The following is a 22,360-nucleotide window of genomic DNA, read 5'->3' on the forward strand; positions in this document are numbered from 1 at the left end:
CAAAATAGTTTGTTAATCATTGTTAATTTCAATATGGTTAATGCTCTTTGTGATTTTGGCCATGAGACATTCTTGCGATTCGGGTAAAATTTGTCATTAAAATTTCATTGACAAGGCTTCGTTTGGGAAGACAATTTACTACGTTGGATCCCTCATCAACGGGAGGTTTGGGAAATGTCTAACTCATCGGAAGTCGGATTGGCGGTTTCAAATATCGGAATGCTGATCGTGGCGGCCAGACGCTCCATCCGACAGCTCGTGGCGGGCAAGGTCGTTCCCCTCGATCTGACTCCGCACCACTTCTGGATGCTCCTGGTCATCTCCAAGGCGGCGCCCTTGTCCCTGGGCGAACTGGCCCGGGCCATGTGGATGGACAACCCCACCGTCTCCCGCATGGTCCAGCAGATGACCCAGCGGGGGTACCTCGTGGTCGGACCCGACCCCAACCATGGCCGGCGGATCCGCATCCGGCTGACTCCGGAGGGCGTCACCCTCTGCGAGAACCTCGCGGGCATCGGCGAGGGGCTCCGCGCCCAGGCCGAGGGGAACATGACCGAGGAGGAGACCTCCGCTCTGCGGGAATTGCTCTGCAAGTACATGCGGAACCTGGACGTGATGGTCGCCAACGACCTGCCCGGCGTACCCATCCGGCCCCAGCACGCGGTCGAAGGGCCCGGGAAGCTCCCCTCCGTCTCGTAGTCCCCCGCCTCCGGACCGGCTTATAATGGCCGCTCCGGAGGCGTTATGCGATTCGCGACCCTTTGGGCCCTCGTGGCGGCCCTGGCTTTCGTCCCCCTGATAGCGGCCGAGCCTGCGCCCCAACGGGTGGAAAAGCTCACGGACCATGCCTACGCGATCTTCGGGGAAGGGGGCAACGTGGGCCTCTTCGTGGCCGCCGACGCGGCCCTCCTGGTGGACGGCCGCTTCGAGGCCGGCGCGCCCGGGCTTCTGCAGGCCGTGCGCACCGTCACCGACAAGCCCGTCCGGTACCTCGTGAACACCCACGTCCACCGGGACCACGTGGGGGCCAACGCCTGGATGGAGAAGCAGGGGGTGACCCTGGTGGCCCACGCCAACGTCCGGGCCCGGCTGGCCAGGACCCAGCAGGCCGGGCTGCCCGCCATCTGCTACGGCGAGGAGAACCCGGCCCTGCGCGCCCGCATGGACCTGCACCTGGGCGCCTCGGAGTTCCATCTGCTCCACCTGGCCCCGGGCCACACGGACGGGGACACGATATTCGGCTACCCCCAGGAGCTGGTGCTGGCCATGGGGGACCTCTTCTTCAACGGGGCCCTCCCCTTCATCGACACCCAGAGCGGCGGGAGCCTGGACGGCCTGGTGGCCACCCTGGACAACCTCGCGACCTGGTTGCCGGACGGCACGAAGATCATCCCCGGCCACGGCCCCGTGGCGGCGAAAAAGGACCTGCTTCGCCTGCGGGACTTCCTCCGGGCCCTCCAGGCCCATGTGAAGGCCCATCCCGACCTGGCGCCGGCGGCCCTGGCGGCGGGCTTCGACACGGCGGCCTGGGCGGACTTCAAGCCCAGCCCGGGCTTCGTATCCTGGGAATCCCTGTTCGCGGGGGCCAGCGGCAAGGGGCCGGGGCGCGTACCCAAGCCTTGAGAAACCGGGCTCCGGGTGCGATTCTAGTAGGCTATGAAACTCGATCGGCTCGGCGACTTCCAACGTACCCACCGCAACGGCGACCTGCGCCTCCCGGACGCAGGCAGGCAGGTGCGGCTCCTGGGCTGGTGCAAACGGGTGCGGAACCTGGGCTCCCTGGTCTTCCTCGACCTGCGGGACCGCTGGGGCCTCGTGCAGCTGGTGGCCAACGAGACCGAGGTGCCCCCCGAGCTCCTGGCCCGCCTCAAGGAGGTTCGCAGCGAGTTCGTCCTGGCCGCCGAGGGCGTGGTGGCCGAACGGGAGCAGAAGAACCCCAACATGCCCACCGGCGACATCGAGGTGCGGCTCACCAGCCTGCGCATCCTCAACACCGCCCAGACCCCGCCCATCCCCCTGGACGACAGCGCGGAGGCCAACGAGGACCTGCGCCTGAAGTGGCGCTTCCTGGACCTGCGCCGGGAGAGCCTCCAGCGCAGCCTGATCCTGCGCAGCGAGGTCACCCAGATCGTCCGGTCCTACTTCCGCAGGAACGACTTCGTGGAAGTCGAGACCCCCATCCTGGGCAAGTCCTCTCCGGAAGGGGCCCGGGACTACCTGGTCCCCTCGCGGGTGCACCCGGGCGAGTTCTTCGCCCTCCCGCAGTCCCCCCAGCTCTACAAGCAGCTCCTGCAGGTGGCCGGCTTCGAGCGCTACGTGCAGATCTGCCGCTGCTTCCGGGACGAGGACCTGCGGGCGGACCGCCAGCCCGAGTTCACCCAGGTGGACGTGGAGATGAGCTTCGTGCGGGCCCAGGACATCCAGGACATCATGGAGCCGCTCCTGGTGGAGCTGGCCGCCCTGGTGGGCCGCAAGGTGGAGGCCCCCTTCCCCCGGCTGCCCTACAAGGACGCCATGGAGTGGTACGGCTCCGACAAGCCCGACACCCGCTGCAAGGTGCGCATCCAGGACGTGACGGCGCTCTTCGCGGAGAGCGGCTTCAACCTCTTCCGGGCGGCCTCCGAAAGCAATGGGCAGCGCCGCGTGCGGGCCCTCTTCTTCGAGGGGCCCCAGGCGGGCGCCTACAGCCGCAAGCAGCTGGACGAACTGCAGGACGTGGCCAAGCACCTGGGCGCCGGCGGCCTCCCCTACGCCAAGTGGGGCAAGGACGGCTTCGGCTCCAGCTTCAAGAAGTTCGTGGACCCCGCCCAGGAGGAGGCCCTCAGGTCGGCCCTGGGCGTCACGGGCGAAGGCCTGGCGGTTTTCGCCGTGGGACCGGACGACCAGACTTCCAAGGTCCTGGGCGAAGTGCGCCTGCGCCTGGCCCGGGCCCTGGAGCTCATCGACGAATCCAAGTTTGAATTCCTGTGGGTGGTGGACTTCCCCCTGCTGGAGTGGAGCGAGGAGGCCGGCCGCTTCATCGCCTGCCACCACCCCTTCACCAGCCCCCACCCCGACGACCTGGACCTTCTCGAAACCGATCCCGGCAGGTGCCGGGCCCAGGCCTACGACGTCATCCTCAACGGCTTCGAGCTGGGCGGCGGCTCCATCCGGATCCACGACGCCGAGACCCAGAGCCGCATGTTCAAGGCCATCGGCATGAGCGTGGAACTGGCCCAGGAGCAGTTCGGCTATCTGCTCAACGCCCTGTCTTTCGGCGCCCCGCCCCACGGCGGCATCGCCCTGGGCCTGGACCGCCTGGTGATGCTCCTGGTGGGCGCCTCCAACATCCGGGAGGTCATCGCCTTCCCCAAGACCGCCCAGGCCCGCTGCCTCATGACCAGCGCACCGTCCCCGGTGGACCCCCGCCAGCTCAAGGAGCTGCGCATCCAGATCGAGCAGGCCCAGCAGTGGAAGGCCGGCGTCATGTTCTTCGAGAGCGTGCCCGCCGAATACCAGGCCCCCCTGGGCGCCCTGCGCACCCTCACGGCCAACGCCCCCACCTCCACCAGCACCCTGGTTCTGGACGGCGAAGTGGTCAAGGTCGAGACCACCCGCCTCTGACCCTTGCGGGTCATGACCTCCCCGGTCATACTTCCGTCCATGCGATCCTTCGCCTTCAACCCCGCCCATTCCCCGCGCCCTATCGAGGCGGGTGATGGCCATGGGGCCGGCTGAACCGCAACCCCAACCGCTTTCCACCCGCCCCCGGCCCAAACCCCGGGGGCTTTTTCGTATCCGGAGGGAATCATGACGACCCAGCTTGCCGTAATCGGCTTCGGGACCATGGGCCAGGCCATCACCGGCGGGCTGGTGGAGGCCGCGGGCTTCCCTCCGGGCGCGATCGTCACCACCGACAAGGGCAAGGGCACCCGGGCCCGGGCCCAGGCCATGGGCGTCGGCTGGGCCGCCACCGCCGCCGAGGCCGCGAGCCGGGCCGAGGCGGTCCTGCTGTGCGTCAAGCCCAAGGACCTGGGCCCGCTCCTGGAGACCCTGGCCGCCGCCGGGGCCCTGGACCACAGGCCCCTGGTGGTGTCCATCGCCGCCGGCACCGACCTGGCCTTCCTGGAGGCCCGGGTCCCCGCGGGCACCCCGGTCATCCGGGCCATGCCCAACACGCCCTGCAGCATCCGCATGGGCACCATCGTCCTGGCGCCCGGCGCCCACGCGGGGGACGAGCACCTCGCCCTGGCCCGCACCTTCTTCGAGCCCCTGGGCGCCGTGCTGGACCTGGAGGAGCACCACTTCGACGCCGTCACGGGCCTGTCGGCCAGCGGTCCCGCCTTCATCTTCGTGATCCTCGAGGCCCTGGCCGAGGGCGGCGTGCAGTGCGGCCTGCCCCGGGGCGTGGCGGTGGAGCTGGCGGCGCGCATGACGGTGGGCGCCGCCTCCATGGTGCTGCAGACCGGGCGCCACCCCGCGGCCCTCAAGGACGAGGTGACCACCCCCGCCGGGTGCACCATCGCCGGCCTCCTGGCCCTGGAGGACGGGCGCATCCGCTCCGTCATCGCCCGGGGCATCGAGCGCGCCTCCCAGGTGGCCAGCGGGCTGGGCCGATGAAAAGGGCGGCCCCCCAGCGCATCGTGGTCAAGGCCGGCACCCAGGTGCTGCTTTCCGGGGACGGCTTTCCCTCCCTGGGGCGGATCTTCGCCCTGGTGGAGTCCCTGGCGTCCCTGCGCCGCCAGGGCCGGGACGTGCTCCTGGTCAGTTCGGGCGCCGTGGGACTGGGGGCCCGGCGCCTGGGGCTCCCCACGCGGCCCGGCACCCTCTCCCTCCAGCAGGCCTGCGCGGCGGTGGGGCAGGGGGAGCTCATGGCCCTCTACCAGTCCGCCTTCGGGCGCCTGGACACGGTCTGCGCCCAGGTGCTCCTCACGCAGGAGGACTTCTCCGACCCCGAGCGCCGCTCCAACCTGCGCGCGACGCTGGAAAAGCTCCTGAAGATGGGCGTCATCCCCATCATCAACGAGAACGACACCGTGGCGACGCTGGAACTGGGCCGCATGAAGGTCTTCGGGGACAACGACAAGCTGGGGGCCCTGGTGGCCGCGGGCCTGGGCGCGGATCTGCTGCTGATCCTGTCGGACGTGGACGGCCTCCACGAGCGCAATCCCCAGCACGACCCCGAGGCGCCGCTCCTGCGGGAAGTTGCGGCGATCACCCCGGAGATCCTGGCCCGGGCCCAGGGTTCGGGCGCCCGGGGCCGGGGCGGCATGGCCACCAAGCTGGAATCGGCGCGCCTTTGCATGGAGTCCGGCGTGGCCGTGGTCATCGCCCGGGGCGAAGGGAGCGGCACCCTGGAGCGCGTGGTGTCGGGCGAGGCGCAATGCACCCGCTTCCTGGCGGGTCCCCGGCCCAAGGGCGATCCCCTGGGCCCCTGGCTCAAGGAGAAGCGGCCATGACCACCGTGCGCGACAAGGCCCGGCGGGCCCGGGCCGCCTCGAACCTCCTGGGCGCCGCCTCCGTCCAGGCCCGCAACGGGGCGCTGCGGCGCGCCGCCGCGGACCTGCGGGCGGCGGGTCCCGCCCTCCTCGCGGCCAACGCCCTGGACCTGGATGCGGCCCGCGCCCTCCTGGCCGCGGGCGGACTGGACGCCTCGGCCTTCCAGCGCCTGAAGCTGGACGCCGCCAAGGTGGAGGAGATGGCCCTGGGACTGGAGGCCGTGGCCGGGCTCAAGGACCCCCTGGGGCGCGTGGACCTGCGCAGGCTCCTGGACGAGGGCCTCCTCCTGGAGCGCGTGAGCGTGCCTCTCGGCGTGCTGGCGGTGATCTTCGAGAGCCGGCCCGACGCCGCCGTGCAGATCGGCGCCCTGGCCATCAAGAGCGGCAACGCCGCCCTCCTCAAGGGGGGAAGCGAGGCCGCCGCGTCGGTGGGCGCGCTGGTGGGGCTCCTGCGCGGGGCCCTGGAGGCCGGGGGCCTTCCCGCCGACGCCCTGCAGCTCCTCCAGGGCCGGGCCGACGTGGACGAACTCCTGGCGCTGGACGCGGACGTGGACCTGGTCATCCCCCGGGGGTCGTCCGCCCTGGTGCGCTCCATCAAGGCGCGCACCCGCATCCCCGTGCTGGGCCACGCCGAGGGCATCTGCCACCTCTTCATCGACGCCGCCGCGGACCCCGCCATGGCCGTGGCCCTGGCCCGGGACGGCAAGCTCCAGTACCCCGCCGCCTGCAACGCCGTCGAGACGGTGCTGGTGCACCGGGCCTGCGCCCCCGGCATCCTGCCCCTCCTGGCCCGCAGCCTGCCGGAGGCCGAGCTGCGCGGGTGCCCGCGCTGCCTCGCCCTCGTTCCGGACCTGCTCCCCGCCACCGAAGCGGACTGGGACGCGGAGTACGGCGCGCCCGTCCTCGCCCTGCGGATCGTGGACGATCTGGACGCCGCCCTGGCCCACATCCGCGCCCACGGCAGCGGCCACACCGAGGCCATCGTCACGGAGGACCCGGAGGCGGCCGAGCGTTTCCTGCGCGAAGTGGACGCCGCAGGCGTCTACCACAACGCCTCCACCCGCTTCGCGGACGGCTACCGCTACGGGTTCGGCGCCGAGGTGGGCATCAGCACCTCCCGCATCCACGCCCGGGGCCCGGTGGGCATCGAGGGCCTGGTCACCGTGAAGTACCTCCTGCGCGGCAGCGGCCAGGTCGTGGCGGACTACGCGGGGCCCGGCGCCAGGCCCTTCCGCCACGAGGACCTCTTCAGTCCAGGGGGATGACCTTCACGTACCAGGTGGAGCCCGCGACCGGGTGCTTCAGGCGCACCGCGCCGCCCAGCATGCCGGGCTGGCGCTCCGCGGGGAGCTGCACGACGTAGGCGCATTCCCCCAGGGCGCCGCCCGCGGCCCGGGCGGCCTCCTTGAAGCCGTCCCCGTCCTGGCCGCCCACCACCTCGACGGCGTAGGTGAATGCGGGCCCCTGGGGGCTCCAGGGGTTCCGGGAGGCGTCCCTGCGCAGGGCGGCCTCCAGGCCGGCCTTGACCTCCTGGGGAGAGCGGCCCTTGAGCAGGTCGCACTCGCCCGCGAGGGCGTACAGTCCGGAATTCAGGTTGGCGACGGCGCCCTTGTCCCGGGCCCGGTCCCGCTGGCCGAGGAAGGCCGGGATGGCGATGGCGCTGGCGATGCCGAGGACCGCCAGGAGGGGGAGGATGGCCAGGGCGATGATGGCCATCACCAGCCCGCCGCTGCCCGGCTTCAGGTAGGCGCCGGGGTTCTCCCGCGCCAGGCGCTGGGCCTTCTGGTTCTGGACGATGGCCGCGACGCCCAGGCCGAGGGCCACGGGAAAGCAGAGGAACATGCTGAGCAGGGACCACAGGCCGCAGTGGAACGCGGCCCGGGCCCCCGGCGCGGGGGACGGGGCGGCTTCGGGGATGGGCGGCGGCGCCGGGGCGTCGAGGAGGGTCGCCGCCGGGACCCAGCCCGCGAGATGGGAGGCCCACAGCAGGCTTGTGGGGCCGATGACGCCGCTGCGGTAGGCGGCCTCGATGTCCGCCCAGGCCACCGGGCCCGTCCTGTCCTGCCCTCCGGTCGAGTAGTACCATGCCACGTCCAAGCCGGCCTCCTGGAGGAGATGATAGCTAGAACCGGTACGTGAAGCCCATGCCAAGCGTGCGCGCCTTGATGTCCTGGCTGAGCGGGGAGTAGCTGTACCGGCCCTCCCACCCGAGCGAGGCGGTGACGCGCACGCCCGCGCCCAGGGACAGGCCCAGCCGGGTGGTGTCCCCGGAGCCCATGCCCACGGTCTGCGTCGACCAGCGCAGGACGGAGGCCCCGCCCACCAGGTAGAACGAATCCAGGCGCCCCGGGAGGTGGTGGAGGTAGTCGCAGCCCAGGCCCAGGCTGGAGTATCTGTTCTCGATTCCCGCCAGCTTGAGCACCGGGAAGAAGCTCAGGTCGGCCCGGGGCCGCAGGGTGTCGCCGTTGACCAGGGCGATCTCCGTGTGGACGCCCAGGCCGTAGCCCAGCCGTCCTCCGGCCACGTCCCTGAGTCCGCCCTGGGGTGAGCTCACCTGGAGCTGCACCCTCAGGTCCGCTCCCGCCAGGGTGGCGGCGCAGGCCAGTGCGATCATCGTCTTGCGCATGCCCAAGCTCCTCAGCCCATGACCTTGTAGCGGTGGCCCTTGTTGTCCGTGGCGACGCCCATGATCCCGGCCCGGTCGCCGCGGAAGAGGAACACCCCGTCGATGACCGTGCCCTTGCTGCCGTAGAGGAGGAACATGCCGTAGTTCCCCGCCAGGGACTCCAGGTCCACGCCGTAGCTCGCGCCCCAGCTCCACCGGGCCGCGAGCGCGTCGCCCGAGGTGGAGGGCAGGGAGGCCCAGGCGCCGGTGGCCTTTTCCGCGGTGCGGGCCATGGTGACCCACTCGCCCTGGAACTTCTCTCCGCCGGGTGCGCTGCACTGCAGGATGCCCCGGGTGCGCCCCGGGTCCCGCGTGATGGACTCGCAGCGCATGAGGTTGGAGCCGGAGAGATCGTAGATGTTGATGGTCGCGGGCACCGGCAGGGCGCACCCCGCCAGGACCATGAGCGGCCCTGCGATGCCGGCACGATGCAAGGCCCTCCTGGGGCCAGTTCCTGTGCGCCTTTCCATGTTCCCATCTCCTCAAGCGGAGCGCGGCTCCTGTCCCCTTTCCAGCAAGGGGCCTGCCACGCCCCCGGGACTCCGGGCGGGCCCCCGCCCAGCGGCGCGCGGGGGATGGCGGACGTCACGGGAGGGAGGGTGAACGTTCCGGCGGCCGCCGAACGGCTCAGGCGCGGGACGCGCCCCGCGACATTTCCCCGACACCCGCTTCACGCGGCCGGTGCCCGGTCATGCCGGCCCCGGCATCGGCCGGGAGGCGCGCGCACACGGGGGCCGCAAGGAAGGAGAGGGCGGTCACCGCCAGGAACGCCGCGGAGAAGTCCGACAGCTGCGGACCGGCGTGGCCCGAGACGCGGATGGACAGGGCCAGCGCGGCCGACGCGATGCAGATGCCCATGGAGAGCATCAGCTGCTGGAAGGTGGAGTAGAAGCTGGTGGCCGCGCTCATGCGCGCCTGGGGGATGTCGGCATAGGCCACCGTGTTCAGCGCGGTGAACTGCAGCGACTGGAAGAACCCCCCCGCCAGGAGCACCGCGTTGATGCAGAGCACGGGCCAGCCGGGGCGGAAGGTGGCGCACACGGCCAGGAAGGATGAGGCGATCATGGCGTTCCAGGTGAGGGTCGCCCGGAAGCCGAAGCGGCGCAGGATCCGCGGCGTGACCATCTTCATGAGGATGGAGCCCGCGGCTGTGCAGAAGGTGATGAGGCCGCTGCGGGCCGCGGAGAGGCCGAAGCCCAGCTGGAGCATCAGGGGCAGCAGGAAGGGCAGGGCCCCGCTGGTGATGCGCGTCAGGGAACCGCCGACGACGGAGATGCCGAAGGTGCGCACCCGCATCAGGGAGACGTCCAGGATGGGGTGGGAGGCTCCGGCCGCGTGGCGCAGGTAGGCCGCCCCCGCGAGCACGCCCGCGGCCAGCGCGGCGGCCGTTCCGGGCAGGGCCGTGCCGCCGCCGCGGCTCCCCGCCTCCAGGCCGAACATGAGGCAGGAGAGGGCGACGCAGGAGAGCAGGAACCCGCCCAGGTCGAAGGGCCCCGGGGGTTCGTCGCGCACGTCCCGGATGTAGCGCGTGACCAGGGAGATGCCGAGGATCCCGATGGGCACGTTGAGGTAGAAGATCCAGCGCCAGGACGCGAAGGTGACGAGGAACCCCCCCAGGGGCGGGCCCACCACGGGCCCCAGCAGGGCCGGGACCGTGAACCAGGCCATGGCCGCCACCAGGTCCTCCCGGGCCACGGTGCGCAGCAGCACGAGCCGGCCCACCGGGACCATCATGGCCCCCCCGAGGCCCTGGAGGAGCCGCGCGGCCACCAGGAACGGGAGGTTCGGGGCCTGGCCGCAGAGCATCGAGCCCAGGGTGAAGACGGCGATGGCCGCCCGGAACATCCGCCGCGCCCCGAAGCGGTCCGCGAACCAGCCGCTGGCGGGGATGAACATGGCCAGGGCCAGCAGGTACGATGTGAGGGCCGCGCTCATGTGCAGGGGCGGCACGCCGAAGCTCCGCGCCATGGCCGGAAGGGCCGTGGTGAGCACCGTGGCGTCCAGCTGCTCCATGAAGAGCGCGCTGGCGATGATGACCGCGGTGACCCGGAAGCCGGGAGCGGGCCGAACCGACGACATGGAGACTCCTTCCGCACCATTAGGCCCCGGTCGGGAGTATCTTGGAATTGCATAATTCCTATGGATCAATGCATGAAACAGATCAATTTCGAACTCGGCGAGCTCCAGGCCTTCCTGGCGGTGGCGGAGACGCTGAACTTCATGTCCGCCGCGGAGGGCCTGTTCCTCTCCCAGCCGGCGCTGAGCCGGCGGATCGGGAAGCTGGAGGGGGCCCTGAAGGCCCGGTTGTTCGAGCGCACCACCCGCCGGGTGGCGCTCACCGAGGCCGGCGCCCACTTTCTCGTCCACGCCAAAACCGTAGTGGAGGAACTTGAGACCGCGATGCGGGGACTGAAGGAACAGCAGGCTCAGCGAAACGCCCGGGTGACGGTGGCCTGCGTCCACTCCGCGATCCGTCCGCTTTCCCGGATCCTGGCGGCCTTCGCGGCGGACCACCCGGAGGTGCGCATCCGGGTCCTGGACGAGGGCGCCCGGGAGGTGCTGGCCCAGGTGGTATCCGGCGCCGCGGAGTTCGGCATCAATTTCCTGGGGGCCCAGGAGCCGGAAATCCAGTTCAAGGCCATCTCCGAGGCGCCCTTCGTCCTCGTCATGCGCCGGGACCATCCGCTGGCCTCCCGCGGGGCCGTGGCGTGGGGCGACATCGCCGGAGAGCGCCTGATCGGGGTGGCCTCAGGCAGCGGCAACCGGGCCCTCCTGGACAATGCCCTGGCCCGGGTGCCCCTGCGTCCGGCGGTCTTCCACGAGGCCAGCCACGTGGCCGGGGCCCTGGCCCTGGTGGAGGCCGGGCTGGGCATCGCGGCCCTGCCGGAACCGGCCCTGTCGCAGACCGGCCTGGTGGGCGTGCCCCTGGTGAAACCGTCCGTCACGCGCACCCTGGGCCTGATCAGCCGCAAAGGCAGGCGGCTGCAGCCCGCCGCGGACGTTCTCCACCGGATGGTCGAGACGGGTCTAAAGATCTAGCGGGAACGGCCGAAACCAGGAGAGCCGGATCTTCCCAGGGGGTGCCATGTTCCGCTTTGCCCTGCTCGCCTTGTTGTCCCTCCAGCTCGGCGCCCAGGCGCTGCGCATCGACGGCGGTGCCGCCCCCATGGAGAACATCTTCAAGCCCGTGCGCGCGGCCTTCGAAGCCCGCGCCGGCCTGCGCCTGGAGCTGCAGGAGAACGGCCCCGAAGTGGCCCTGCTGGCCCTGGACAAGGGCGAGGTGGACGCCGCGGCCGCCGGCCTCAGCCCGGCGTCCTGGTTCGAACTGATGGCCTCCCGGGGCCACAAGGGGATCCGGCAGGAGGCCTTCGTGGCCCGGCGCATCGGCTTCGACAAGATCAACGTCTTCCTCCATGGGGATCTGGTCCTCTTCGAACTGGACAAGGCCCAGCTCAAGGCGCTCTTCACCGGGAAGGCAACCAACTGGAAGGACGTGGGCGGGCCGGACCTCAAGGTGGTGGTGATCCTGGGGGAGAAGATGCCGGGGACCAACAAGATCTTCCAGGAGCAGGTGATGGATGGCGCTGCCTATGCATCTGCCGTCCGGTGGTCCGGCTCTACGCCCGAAGTCATCCAGGCCCTGGCCGCCACCCCGGGCTCCATCGGCCTGGGCCCCCTTTCGGCCCTCAAGGCCGAGAAGCTCACCAGCCCTTCCACGCCGGAGGTGGGGCGCCCCATCACCCTGCTCACCAAGGGCGCTCCCGGGCCGGGCCTCGCGAAGCTGCTGGCCTTCGTGGAAGGGGAGGGGAAGGCCCTCACCTCCCGGTAGCGGCGCCTTCAGGGCCTGTGGCGATCAACTGGATCGAGAACCCGTTGTCCACGGGAGGTGGCGTAAAGGCCTCCCATGGCCTCAGACTGGAGAGGTGACGCGACCCCCCCGCCCGAATCCGCTCCCCGAGGAAAGGCCCCGATGAAAGGCGGTCTGGGCACCCCCATGGACGCGGAAGGCTTCGCGGAACCGGTCCAACGGCCGGAACCGCCGCGGGTCTCCACCCTCCGCCAGCAGGCGGAGCTCATCCTCCGGCAGGCCGGCTGGGACCTGGCGCCCTGTCCCATCGTGTGGTCCCCGCGCATGAGCCGCTGCGCCGGCCTTTTCGTCATCGAGAAGGACCGGCGGGGCGTCTGGCGTCCGGAGATCCGCCTGTCCACGCCCCTGCTGCGCCGCCGGGACTGGCCCTGGCCCGTCCAGGTCTGCGGCTGCAACTGCCGGAACCCCGAGGATGTGGTGCGCCGCATCCTGGAACACGAGCTCATCCACTACAAGCTCTGGAAGGACGGCGTGGACTGGGGCCACACGGAGCGCTTCCGGGACCTGGCCTGGGCCGCGTTCAACCACCAGAGCATCACCCACGGGATCGGGACGGAGGCCTGAGGCTCCGGACTTCCGCCCTGATCGGGTGGCCGGCCCGCATATATTGGAAGTTAATAACCAAATGCCAAGGATCGCGACCCGGGGGAAGGACCATGCATCATCCGTTCTGGCTGCTCGCGCTGTCCATGGCGCCGCATTGCGCTCCGCCCGTCCGGGCGAATGACAAGGACGGCCTGTTGCACCGCACCGACACGCTCCACATGCGCGTCCACGGACAGGAGAACCTCCTCCTGAAGCCCTTCGGGGCCATACCCCAGGATGACGTAGCCGACTGACAGAACTCATGGCGGACGCAAGGACCTTCATCGATGGAGACACCCCGGCCCCGGACCTCCGCGTGGCCATGGCGGCCATGGACAGAGTGGGCGCCTCATCAAGGTGCGGCAGCGCAACTGGAATGACACCGTCCTCCGGTGCACCGACCTGCCCAATCCTGACCTGGACCTCCCCCGCCTCGACAGGGCCATGCTGAAGCAAGGGAACGATGTGGACGCCCTCAGGCGGGCCTTGCAGGAAAACCGGAATCTGCCGCACGTAGCTGGCGTCCGTCGCGGGTCCAGCATGTCCAGGATCTGCCCCCAGGCATACGCCGTCTGAAATGCTCATGGGCACGAGGCCGGGAACAGGACCGCCCGTCCGCCGGAAAGGCGCGAGGCCTGCAGCGCATCCGGGAGTTGAGTGCGGCCCCCGAAAAGGAGCATAGTGGAAGGATCCCGATAACCCATCGCCCGTGAATGCAAGGAGCTCCCTTGGTCATCCCCTTTCCGCTCACCTACCTGTGGCTGGCTGCCGGCGGCCTGGTCCTGCTCCTGATCCTCCTGAAGTCCTTCACCATCGCCCGGGGCGATCAGATCGTCGTGCTGGAGCGCCGCTGGTTCGGGCGGCAAATGCCGGACGGGCGCTCCGTGGCCCTGCGCCACGAGGTGGGCGTCCAGGCTCGGGTGCTGGGGCCGGGCTTCCACCTCCTCATCCCCTTCCTGTACAAGACCAGCAAGCGCGATTTCTGCGTGATCCAGACGAACAAGGTGGGCGTCGTGCGGGCCGTGGCGGGCGCCGCCATCCCTTCGGGCCAGTTCATGGCCAAGTCGGTGGAGTGCAGCCTCTTCCAGGACGGGGAGGCCTTCCTTTCCAATGGCGGCCAGAAGGGCCCCCAGCTGGCGATCCTGCCCGAGGGCCAGTACAAGATCAATCCCCTCCTCTTCGAAGTGGCCATGGTGGACGCGACCATGATCCACGACAACGAGGTGGGCTACGTGGAGTCCATCGCGGGCCAGCCCGTGACCCGGGACGGGGGCAACTTCGGCTCGCCCGTGGCGTGCGACAGCTTCCAGGACGCCGAGGCCTTCATCAAGAACGGCGGCCAGAAGGGTCCCCAGATCGCCTTCCTGCCCCCCGGCTACTACCGCATCAACACGATCATGTTCCAGGTCCAGAAGATGCCCATCACCAAGATCCCAGGCGGCCAGGTGGGCCTCGTGGAAGCCACCGACGGCGCCAAGATCCCCGAAGGCCGCCTTCTGGCGGCCCGGGTCCAGGGGCACGGCAACTTCTTCGACGGAGAGGCCTTCCTCAGGAACGGGGGAGAGAAGGGCCGGCAGCTGGACGTGCTCATGCCGGGCGTGTACCGCCTGAATCCCAAGCTCTTCAAGGTCATCGACATCGTGGACTGGACCCACATCGAGGCCGACCAGGTGGGCATCGTCACCATCAACGAAGGCAAGCCCATCATCGATTCCTCCAAGATCGCCGCGGAGGAGCTCCCCATGGGCACCCACGACAACTTCCAGGACGCCGACGCCTTCCTCAAGGCCGGCGGGCAGAAGGGCCTGCAGATTCCCGTGCTGCGGGCCGGCAACTACGCCATCAATCCCTGGTTCGCCACCATCGAGAAGGTGGACATGATCCAGGTGCACATCGGCAACTGCGGCGTGGTCACGAGCTACGTGGGCGCGGACGGGGACGACCTCACGGACGACGCGGTCAACGCCAAGATCGTGACCAACGGCTGCAAGGGCATCTGGGCCGATCCCCTCCAGCCCGGCAAGCACCCCCTCAACACCAAGATCTGCAAGGTGGACATCGTGCCCACCACCCAGATCCTGTTGAACTGGGCCGACAACCGCTCCAGCGCCCACGAACTGGACTCCAACCTGAAGACCATCACCCTGCGCACCGCGGACGCCTTCAACGTGAACATGGATGTGAGCGTCATCATCCACATCCCCGTGAAGAACGCCCCCAAGGTCATCGCCAACCTGGGCTCCATCAACAACATGATCAGCCAGGTGCTGGAGCCGGCCATCAGCAGCCACTTCCGCAACGCCGCCCAGTACATCCAGGCCCTGGATCTGTACACGCGGCGCAAGGAACTCCAGGAGAAGGCCAAGGAGCACATCGACGCGGTCCTGAAGGTCCACCACATCGATTCCAAGGACACCCTCATCGCGGACGTGGTGCTGCCCCCGGAGCTCACCAAGACCGTGACGGACCGCCAGATCGCCGAGCAGGAGAAGAAGACCTTCGCCACCCAGAAGGAAGCCCAGGACGAGCGCCGCAACCTGGAGAACGCCAAGGCCCAGGCGAACATGCAGCCCAAGGTGGTGGAATCCGAGCGCAACGTGGAGATCCAGAAGAACCTGGCCGAGAGCCACATCAAGGAGGCCGAAGGCTCAAAGCAGGCGGCCATCCTCATGGCGGAAGGCCAGGCCACGGCCATGCGCCTGGAAGCCGGCGGCCAGGCGGAAGCCACCAAGCTGAACGCCGCCGCCAACGCGGAAGCCACCCAGAAGGTGGGCAGCGCCGAGGCCGAGATCATCCTGGCCAAGGGCACCTCCACCGCCGAAGCCTACAAGCTGGAAGTGGCCGCCATGGGCCGCGACGTCTTCGGGCAGATCCGGGTCATCGACAAGATCGCCTCCAGCAGCCTCAAGCTCATTCCCGAGAACCTGGTCATGGGCGGTGGCGGCGGCGAAGGCAACGGCATGGTCAATGGCCTGTTCGGCATCGCGCTCCTGGAGAAGCTCACCGGCAGGAGCTTCGTGGTGCGCGAGGCTCAGCCTTCCCCTGGGGAGACCGGCAGCATCCAGCGGTAGCCTTCCCGGTCGAGGGTCTGGATGAACGGGGACCGGTCCGTGTCCCCGAGCTTCTTGCGCAGGGTGCCGATGTGCACGTCCACGGTCTTGGGCATGGGCTTGCCGTCCGGGTCCCAGGCCATGTTGAGCAGTTCCTGGCGGCTGTTCACCCGGCCGGGGTTGGACACGAGCACTTCCAGCAGCCGGAATTCCCGCAGCGTCAGGTTCAGGTTGGTGCGCCCGCGGTGCACGTCCAGCTGGAGGAAGTTGATGCGGAAGGGGCCGCTGCGGAGCACCCGGGGCAGGCTCTCCTGGTTGCGCGTCCTGCGCAGGATGGCCCGGATCCGGGCGATGAGCTCGAGGATGGAGAACGGCTTGCCCAGGTAGTCGTCGGCGCCCTGGGACAGGCCCTGGATGCGGTCGGCGTCCCCGGTGCGCGCCGTGAGGATGAGGATGGGCACCGGGTCGCGGCGCCGCCGGAGGACGTGGAGCACCTCGAAGCCGCCGACCTTGGGCAGCATGAGGTCGAGCACGATCAGATCGGCGGGCTGGCGCTCCTGGATCGCCAGGCCGGCGGCGCCGTCGCCCGCGGCCTCCACCTGGAAGCCGGCGGCCTCCAGGTTGAGGGTGAGCATCTCGGCGATCTCGGGTTCGTCCTCGATCACCAGGATGCGGTCCGGGGGTGGGGGTTTGGCGGCCATGATCCCTGATGGTAGACGCATTGCGGCTGGGTCGCGCGCTTCTTCCGCCCGGAAAAGTTCGCCGCCGGAAGGCCGGCCCCGGGCCTCCAACTGTTCGGTTCGACTGCAGGCATGATCGTTCCATAACCCATCTATATATAATAAATGCATACGTCGCGCCGCTTCGTTAAAATTGAAGAATTCCTTTGTCCGCCTTTACTGGACGTGGTCCTCCCGGAAAGCAAGGATCAGACAAGCCAATTAACCAATCCACAATTCATCCGGGAGCCTTCACATGACCATACGTCATACAACCTGGGGCACGATGCGCATCGCCGCCCTGATCGTGGCCTCGTCGGGGCTGCTCTTCAGCCAGAGCAGCGCGGTCGGCAACATCACCGGGACCGTCAAGGGACCCGACGGCAAGGCCGCCAGCGGCGCCCTGGTCCAGGCCCACACGTCCCGGGGCGTGCAGGAAGCGAAGACCGGCGCCCAGGGCGAATTCACCTTCCGGCAGATGGTTCCGGGCACCGTCCGGATCAAGGTTTCCAGCAAGGGGGCCGCGGCCTTCGAGGGGGCCCTCACCGTGGTGGCCAACCAGACCAACCGCATGGACATCAAGCTGGGCGCCCAGGGCATCACCGTGGAAGTGGTGGACAGCCAGGGCCTGGAAGCCATCGACACCGCCCAGGCCACCACCGGCATCGTGATGACCATGAGCGAGATCAGCGAGCTGCCCATCTACTACATGGGCACCAACCGCCTCACCGCCACCACCTTCCGCGCGCCGGGCTCGGTGATGGACACCATCCACGGCACCGACAGCCAGCACAACACCTACGTGGTGGACGGCGTGGCGGCCTCGGACGCCAACTACGGCGGCCAGAACGTCTCCCTGAACAACGATTTCATCGACCAGGTGCAGGTGCTGACCAGCGGCATCTCCGCGAAGTACGGCCGCTTCACCGGCGGCGTCCTCAACGTCACCACCAAGAGCGGCACCAACGAGTTCACGGGCACCAGCCGTTTCGAGATCACCAACGAGAAGTGGAATTCCAAGTACCGCATGCCCGGCGTGGCGTACTACTACTCCAACCTCTACCACTTCCCCCTCACCTGGTCCCCCGTTCCCGACCACCACCAGACGGTGCAGAGCTACACCCTCACGGGCCCGATCATCAAGGACAAGCTCTTCTTCGCGGTGGCCTACCAGACCAACAGCCCCGAGACCCGCCTCGTCTCCAAGACCCAGCCCTCCATGGGCGCGGAAGTGCCCTATACCATCGTCCGGGACTCCTACCTGCTGGACGCCAAGGTGGACTGGCAGATGACCCTCGGACAGCGGCTGTCCGTGGAGCTGAACGAATCCAATTCCAAGGACCTCAACGGCATCTCCAACGGCACCGTCTCGACCCTGGAGACGCTCAGCGGCCTGACCAAGTCCAAGAAGGGCTACCATTCCCTGGGCTACCTGGCCCAGATCTCCTCGTCCCTGGCCCTGGACATCAAGCTCAACGACGCCTATTCCAGGAGCGGCGGTCCCGGCACCGGTCCCACCGGCGGCAAGATCCTGCCCACCTGGAAGGAAATGGAATCCAGCGACGTCCTGGACAACGGCTACGGCTCTGACAGCCAGGCCGACAGCCACACCAAGACGGGCGGGATCAACCTGACCTGGGTGACGGAAGCCATGGGCACCCACGACGTGGAAGGCGGGTTCCAGTTCTACCACTACAACCGCACCGGAGCCGCTTCGCCCACGCCCTCGAACTACGAGATCCTCTTCCGGAACTACGCCGACGGCGCGACGACGCCCAGCCTGGTCAACCGCGTCCTCACGCCCCTGAACGCCACGGACACGGTGCTCTACCAGTACTTCCCCACCCAGGGCGAAGCCGACACCAAGGTGAACAGCCTCTACGTGAACGACACATGGAAGGTGGATTCGCACTGGTCGTTCAACCTGGGCCTGCGCTTCGACCAGTACAAGAGCGCGAACAATCCCGAGAACATCACCTACTCGTTCCAGACCTTCGCGCCCAGGCTGGGCGCGAGCTACGACCTCAAGGGCGACAAGCGCCACGTGTTCCATGTGGGCGCGGCCCAGTACTCCGGGATGATCAACCAGGGCAACCTCGCCGCCGCCACCGTCACCTCCTCGCCCATCACCCGCGAGTACGTCTACATCGGCACCGGCGGCCCCAACCAGGGCAACGGCCTGGACGCGGTCCTGCCCAGCGGCGCCATCAACTGGGCGGCCTGGGGCAACCACTACGGCCAGACCGGAAGCGCCAACCCCAACCACGTCTCCGATCCCCTCACCGAGCGCAACATCTTCGTGGATCCCAACATCAAGGCCCCCAGGACCTTCGAGGCCACCGTGGGCTACGCGTACACCGACGAGCGCCAGAACCTCACCGTCACCTTCGTGCGGCGGTGGAACGACCAGTTCCTGGACGACTTCCACTACGGCAACGGCATGGGCCCGGGCAAGGCCAAGGTGATCATCAAGAACGATCCCGACGCCAGGCAGCACTACTACGGCCTGGAAATGGCCTACCGCCGCAAGCTGGGCGAGAACCTGCTCGTGGGCGGCAACGCCACCTGGAGCCGCACCTTCGAGAACGCCGGCACCAACCTGGGCGGCGCCGCCTCCCAGGCCAACGACTTCGGCACCGGCAACATCCCCACCGGCCAGCTGAACCCCATGGGCCCGGCCCCCGGCCTGGACGTTCCCATCATGGTGAACGCCGATGCCAACTACCGCATCACCCTGGGTTCCGGAACCCTGAACCTGGGCCTCGTGGGCACCTACAAGTCCGGTTCCGCCGTGGCCTTCCGCTCAGCCCAGGCCAATGTCACCAATGCCCTCCAGGACCAGGGCTACGCCTCCTCCTACAGCCGCTACTTCCCCGAACTCGGGATCGTGCGCCAGCCGGAAGTGTGGACCATGGACCTCCAGACGGGCTACGAGCAGAAGCTCTACGGCAAGGTCGCGGCCTACGCCAAGATCAATATCATCAACGTCTTCAACCGGGTCCGGTACATGACCCGGGACACCAGCGGCACCGTGGTCAGCCAGGGGATGACCTTCCCCCACGCGCCGGGGGCACCCGACGGCTCCGTGGCCAGCAACACGTTCAATCCCAACGAGACCTACGGGCTGGGGCAGGGCAACACCTTCCCCCGCATGGTCCAGGCCGTGCTGGGCTTCAAGTTCTGAACGCCTACCGGGCTAGAATGATGTCCATGCCCTCCCTCCAGGTCTGCAGACCCAGGCCCCGCCGCTTCCGCTGGCGGTTCCGGCTCCTGCGCGGCTACGGGAAGCTCCTTTCCCCGCCGGCGCTGCTGGGTCTGTGGGTCCTGGCGGCGGGGCTGAGCGCCTTCCTGCCCGGCGTCTTCATCGGCCACCGCGTGGCGGTGGCCGCCCAGATCTGGGAGGACCAGGCCCACGAAATGGGCAAGGCCGTGGTCAAGGCCTGGACCCAGCCGCTTCCCCCCGTCGCCTTCACCCGGGGCGACGAGGCGGAGGTGGGGCGGTGGCTGGAGGGGGATCCGCTCCTCCATGCGCTCGTGGATCCGGCCCGGGGCGACGTGTGGCTCCGGGACGGCCGTCGGCTCCTCAAGGCGGGCGGGGCCGGGAACGAGGAAAGCGTCCGGCTCCTCGGGTGGGCGCGCCAGGCCCAGGGCTCCGCCCAGGCCACCTGGATCCCGCCTTCCAGGGAGAATCCGCGGGCCGTTGACGAGAGCGTGCTGGCGCTGTCCGCGGGGCGCCGGTGGCAGTTCAAGGTCTGGCGCCCCTCCTCCCCGGAGACCGACCTTTTCCTGGGCCGCTTCATGGACAGCGCAGCCCCCTTCCGGTTCGCGATCACCCGGTACGACCGGAATCCCCAGGCCGGGCGCCAGAACACCGAATCCGGCGCCCTGCCCCCGAAGAGCCGGTTCTTCCCCCGGGTGAAGGCCCCGCTCGCCTACATGTTCCCTGACCTGAGCCTGGCCTTCGGCGACCCCTGGGTGGCGGGCCTGTGGGGCACCAAGGCCCAGGCGGACTTCATGGAGCACCGGGTCCGCACCTGGACCCGCATGGCCTGGAGCGCCCACGCCGCCTTCGTGACGCTCCTCGGCCTGGCCTGCCTGCTGCACATCTACATCAGCCGGCGGGACAAGCTCCGGGCCGACCAGCTGGCCTTCCTGGCCCACAGCCTCAAGACGCCCCTGACGGTCCTGAAGCTGCGCTGCGACACCGTGCGCAACGCGAACCTCGCCAAGGAGGTCCAGGAGTCCCTGCTGGCCCGCATCGGCGACGAGGTGGACAAGCTCGTGAAGATCATCGAGGCCGGCCTGGAAGGGGTGCGGCCCGAGGCCCGGCCGCCCGTTCTCGAGGTCATCGACGCCGCGTTCTTCCTGCGGCTCAAGGAGCAGATGGAGCCGATCTTCGCGGGGGAGGGCAGGGCCCTGGAGCTGGAGGTGGAGGACCTCGCCTTCCGCGCCTCCGGCCAGGCCCTGCAGCCCGCGCTCAACACCCTGCTGGAGAACGCCCTGATCCACGGGGCGGGCGCCACCCGGGTCCGGGTTGCGCGGCGCCGGAACCTCGTGGAGATCCTGGTGTGCGACGAAGGCCCCGGCATCCCCCCGCACAAGCTCTCCGCCCTGGCGACGCCGGGGCAGGGCGGCGCCCAGGCCGGGCAGGGCGTGGGGATCTTCCTCCTGCGCCAGATGGCCGTGCACGAAGGGTGGGGGCTCCGCTTCGATTCCGTGGGCACGGGGGGCTTCGCGGCCGTCCTGGAGATTCCGGCCTGACGCTGGCGCCGGATCCGGAAAGTGGCGCCGCCGATGGGTCCGCGTGGACCTGGGCGGCACGTTAAAACAAGGCGGTTCCCTTTCCAGTCTTGACTGGGCCGCACCTCCGGCCGGGGTGATCCTTGCCGTGGCAGTCCGGGAATTCCGAACACCCAACCGATGGAGCAAGGCATGCGACGTACCCTTCGAATCGTTCTCCTCTGCGGCTTCGCCGCCCTGGCCGGAAGCCTGGGCGCGGCCCAGCCGTCCTACCTGAAGATCGGGGACCCCGCCCCCGGCATCGCCTCGGCCGCCTGGATCAAGGGCAAGCCGGTGAAGGCCTTCGAGAAGGGCAAGCTCTACGCTGTGGAATTCTGGGCCACCTGGTGCGGCCCCTGCAAGGAGGGCATTCCCCACCTCACGGAACTGGCGAGGACCTACAAGGACAAGGTCACCGTGATCGGCCTGGACATCTGGGAGGCGCAGAAGGCCGGGGGCGGCGACACCCTTCCCAAGGTCAAGGCGTTCGTGAAGGCGCAGGGCCCGAAGATGGGCTACCGGGTCGCCGCGGACGGCGCCGACGGCCGCATCGCCGACGCCTGGATGAAGGCGGCCGGCGAGAACGGCATCCCCTGCGCGTTCCTGGTGGACCGGGAAGGCCGCGTGGCCTGGATCGGTCATCCCTCGGCCCTGGACGGCGTCCTCAAGGAGGTGCTCGCGGGCACCTACGACCTCGCCGGGGCGCGCACCAGGCGCGAGACGGAGCTGGAGATCACCCGCCCCATCGGGGAGGCGATGGCGGCCAAGAACTACCCCGCGGCCGTCAAGGCCATCGACGCGGCCATGGAGAAGCGCCCGAACCTGAAGTACGGCCTCGCCTACCAGCACCTCGTGGCGCTCTACCACGCGGACCTGGATCGCGGCATCAAGGTGTCCCGGGACATCCTCGCGGAGTCCAACCACGAGCAGGGCGCCTACTACATGATGCAGGCCGTCTTCGCGGTGGAGACCGACCTGTCCCCCGCCGCCTACGCGTTCGGCAAGGAACTGGCCAGGGACCTGGAGGCCCGCGGGCTGGGCAACTACATGCTCACGGCCATGAAGGCCGAGCTCTACGCCAACTCCGGTGACCGGCAGGAGGCCATCCGCCTCGCCGAGGAGGCCCTGGCCGCGGCCGAGAAGGACCCCCACGCCACGGCCGGGAACCTCGCCCTGATCCGGAAGAACCTCGCCCGGCACCGGGAAGGGAAGTAGGA

The 22,360-nt window shown here is 69.1% G+C and carries 19 protein-coding genes; 14 read left to right on the forward strand and 5 right to left on the reverse strand.

Going from position 1 to position 22,360, the window contains the following annotated elements; genetic code table 11:
- Positions 1 to 228 precede the first annotated feature (228 nt).
- The 6 genes from RAH40_RS16030 (at position 229) to RAH40_RS16055 (ending at position 6,742) form a co-directional block, all read left to right on the forward strand.
- The gene (locus tag RAH40_RS16030; protein ID WP_306598577.1) at positions 229 to 699 is read left to right on the forward strand and encodes a MarR family winged helix-turn-helix transcriptional regulator; all 471 of its coding nucleotides are present in this window, start codon (positions 229 to 231) and stop codon (positions 697 to 699) included.
- A gap of 45 nt (positions 700 to 744) precedes the next feature.
- Entirely contained in the window at positions 745 to 1,623 is an 879-nt protein-coding gene (locus RAH40_RS16035; protein ID WP_306598578.1) for an MBL fold metallo-hydrolase, read from the forward strand.
- A gap of 33 nt (positions 1,624 to 1,656) precedes the next feature.
- Positions 1,657 to 3,603 (forward strand): aspartate--tRNA ligase, encoded by a 1,947-nt coding sequence (aspS, locus tag RAH40_RS16040; RefSeq protein WP_306598579.1) that lies wholly within the window; start codon positions 1,657 to 1,659, stop codon positions 3,601 to 3,603.
- 186 nt (positions 3,604 to 3,789) lie between these two features.
- Positions 3,790 to 4,599 (forward strand): pyrroline-5-carboxylate reductase, encoded by an 810-nt coding sequence (gene proC, locus RAH40_RS16045; protein WP_306598580.1) that lies wholly within the window; start codon positions 3,790 to 3,792, stop codon positions 4,597 to 4,599.
- Positions 4,596 to 5,438 carry a glutamate 5-kinase gene (gene proB, locus RAH40_RS16050; protein ID WP_306598581.1) on the forward strand — a complete coding sequence of 281 codons (843 nt, stop codon included), beginning with the start codon at positions 4,596 to 4,598 and terminating at the stop codon, positions 5,436 to 5,438. Before proC ends, proB begins: the two co-directional genes overlap by 4 nt.
- A complete protein-coding gene (locus RAH40_RS16055) occupies positions 5,435 to 6,742 on the forward strand; it encodes a glutamate-5-semialdehyde dehydrogenase (RefSeq protein ID WP_306598582.1) in 1,308 nt (435 codons plus the stop codon). The genes proB and RAH40_RS16055 overlap by 4 nt, the downstream gene beginning before the upstream one ends.
- On the opposite strand, the gene RAH40_RS16060 is transcribed toward RAH40_RS16055, so the two are convergent.
- From RAH40_RS16060 to RAH40_RS16075, 4 genes are all read right to left on the reverse strand, one after another.
- Positions 6,726 to 7,568, reverse strand: coding sequence for a DUF4339 domain-containing protein (locus tag RAH40_RS16060; RefSeq protein ID WP_306602307.1), 843 nt, complete (start codon positions 7,566 to 7,568; stop codon positions 6,726 to 6,728). The two genes, RAH40_RS16055 and RAH40_RS16060, sit on opposite strands and share 17 nt — an antisense overlap.
- 31 nt (positions 7,569 to 7,599) lie before the next feature.
- Complete coding sequence (locus RAH40_RS16065) at positions 7,600 to 8,103, reverse strand: outer membrane beta-barrel protein (protein ID WP_306598583.1); 504 nt, start codon at positions 8,101 to 8,103, stop codon at positions 7,600 to 7,602.
- 11 nt (positions 8,104 to 8,114) lie between these two features.
- Positions 8,115 to 8,576 (reverse strand): hypothetical protein, encoded by a 462-nt coding sequence (locus tag RAH40_RS16070; RefSeq protein ID WP_306598584.1) that lies wholly within the window; start codon positions 8,574 to 8,576, stop codon positions 8,115 to 8,117.
- A 193-nt stretch (positions 8,577 to 8,769) separates the two neighbouring features.
- On the reverse strand, positions 8,770 to 10,221 hold the full coding sequence (locus RAH40_RS16075; RefSeq protein ID WP_306598585.1) for an MFS transporter: 1,452 nt from the start codon (positions 10,219 to 10,221) through the stop codon (positions 8,770 to 8,772).
- A 72-nt stretch (positions 10,222 to 10,293) separates the two neighbouring features.
- Between RAH40_RS16075 and RAH40_RS16080 the strand changes: the two genes are divergently transcribed.
- The 5 genes from RAH40_RS16080 to RAH40_RS16100 all read left to right on the forward strand — a co-directional run bounded on the left by RAH40_RS16080 (position 10,294) and on the right by RAH40_RS16100 (position 15,666).
- On the forward strand, positions 10,294 to 11,181 hold the full coding sequence (locus RAH40_RS16080) for a LysR family transcriptional regulator (protein ID WP_306598586.1): 888 nt from the start codon (positions 10,294 to 10,296) through the stop codon (positions 11,179 to 11,181).
- Between the two features lie 46 nt (positions 11,182 to 11,227).
- Complete coding sequence (locus RAH40_RS16085) at positions 11,228 to 11,971, forward strand: substrate-binding domain-containing protein (protein ID WP_306598587.1); 744 nt, start codon at positions 11,228 to 11,230, stop codon at positions 11,969 to 11,971.
- 141 nt (positions 11,972 to 12,112) lie between these two features.
- Positions 12,113 to 12,574 (forward strand): hypothetical protein, encoded by a 462-nt coding sequence (locus tag RAH40_RS16090; RefSeq protein ID WP_306598588.1) that lies wholly within the window; start codon positions 12,113 to 12,115, stop codon positions 12,572 to 12,574.
- A gap of 92 nt (positions 12,575 to 12,666) precedes the next feature.
- Positions 12,667 to 12,849: a hypothetical protein gene (locus RAH40_RS16095; protein WP_306598589.1), complete on the forward strand. Its 183-nt coding sequence runs from the start codon at positions 12,667 to 12,669 to the stop codon at positions 12,847 to 12,849.
- 474 nt (positions 12,850 to 13,323) lie between these two features.
- On the forward strand, positions 13,324 to 15,666 hold the full coding sequence (locus RAH40_RS16100; protein ID WP_306598590.1) for an SPFH domain-containing protein: 2,343 nt from the start codon (positions 13,324 to 13,326) through the stop codon (positions 15,664 to 15,666).
- Here the strand turns inward: RAH40_RS16100 and RAH40_RS16105 are convergent.
- Positions 15,627 to 16,346 (reverse strand): response regulator transcription factor, encoded by a 720-nt coding sequence (locus tag RAH40_RS16105; RefSeq protein WP_306598591.1) that lies wholly within the window; start codon positions 16,344 to 16,346, stop codon positions 15,627 to 15,629. The two genes, RAH40_RS16100 and RAH40_RS16105, sit on opposite strands and share 40 nt — an antisense overlap.
- 274 nt (positions 16,347 to 16,620) lie before the next feature.
- Between RAH40_RS16105 and RAH40_RS16110 the strand changes: the two genes are divergently transcribed.
- The 3 genes from RAH40_RS16110 (at position 16,621) to RAH40_RS16120 (ending at position 22,358) form a co-directional block, all read left to right on the forward strand.
- Positions 16,621 to 19,548, forward strand: a complete 2,928-nt coding sequence (locus tag RAH40_RS16110; protein ID WP_306598592.1) for a TonB-dependent receptor — start codon at positions 16,621 to 16,623, stop codon at positions 19,546 to 19,548.
- A gap of 26 nt (positions 19,549 to 19,574) precedes the next feature.
- The gene (locus tag RAH40_RS16115) at positions 19,575 to 21,125 is read left to right on the forward strand and encodes a sensor histidine kinase KdpD (RefSeq protein ID WP_306598593.1); all 1,551 of its coding nucleotides are present in this window, start codon (positions 19,575 to 19,577) and stop codon (positions 21,123 to 21,125) included.
- Positions 21,126 to 21,296: 171 nt separating this feature from the next.
- Positions 21,297 to 22,358 (forward strand): TlpA disulfide reductase family protein, encoded by a 1,062-nt coding sequence (locus RAH40_RS16120; protein WP_306598594.1) that lies wholly within the window; start codon positions 21,297 to 21,299, stop codon positions 22,356 to 22,358.
- Positions 22,359 to 22,360 lie beyond the last annotated feature (2 nt).

This window comes from Geothrix sp. 21YS21S-2 (assembly GCF_030846775.1).
Lineage (GTDB): Bacteria > Acidobacteriota > Holophagae > Holophagales > Holophagaceae > Mesoterricola.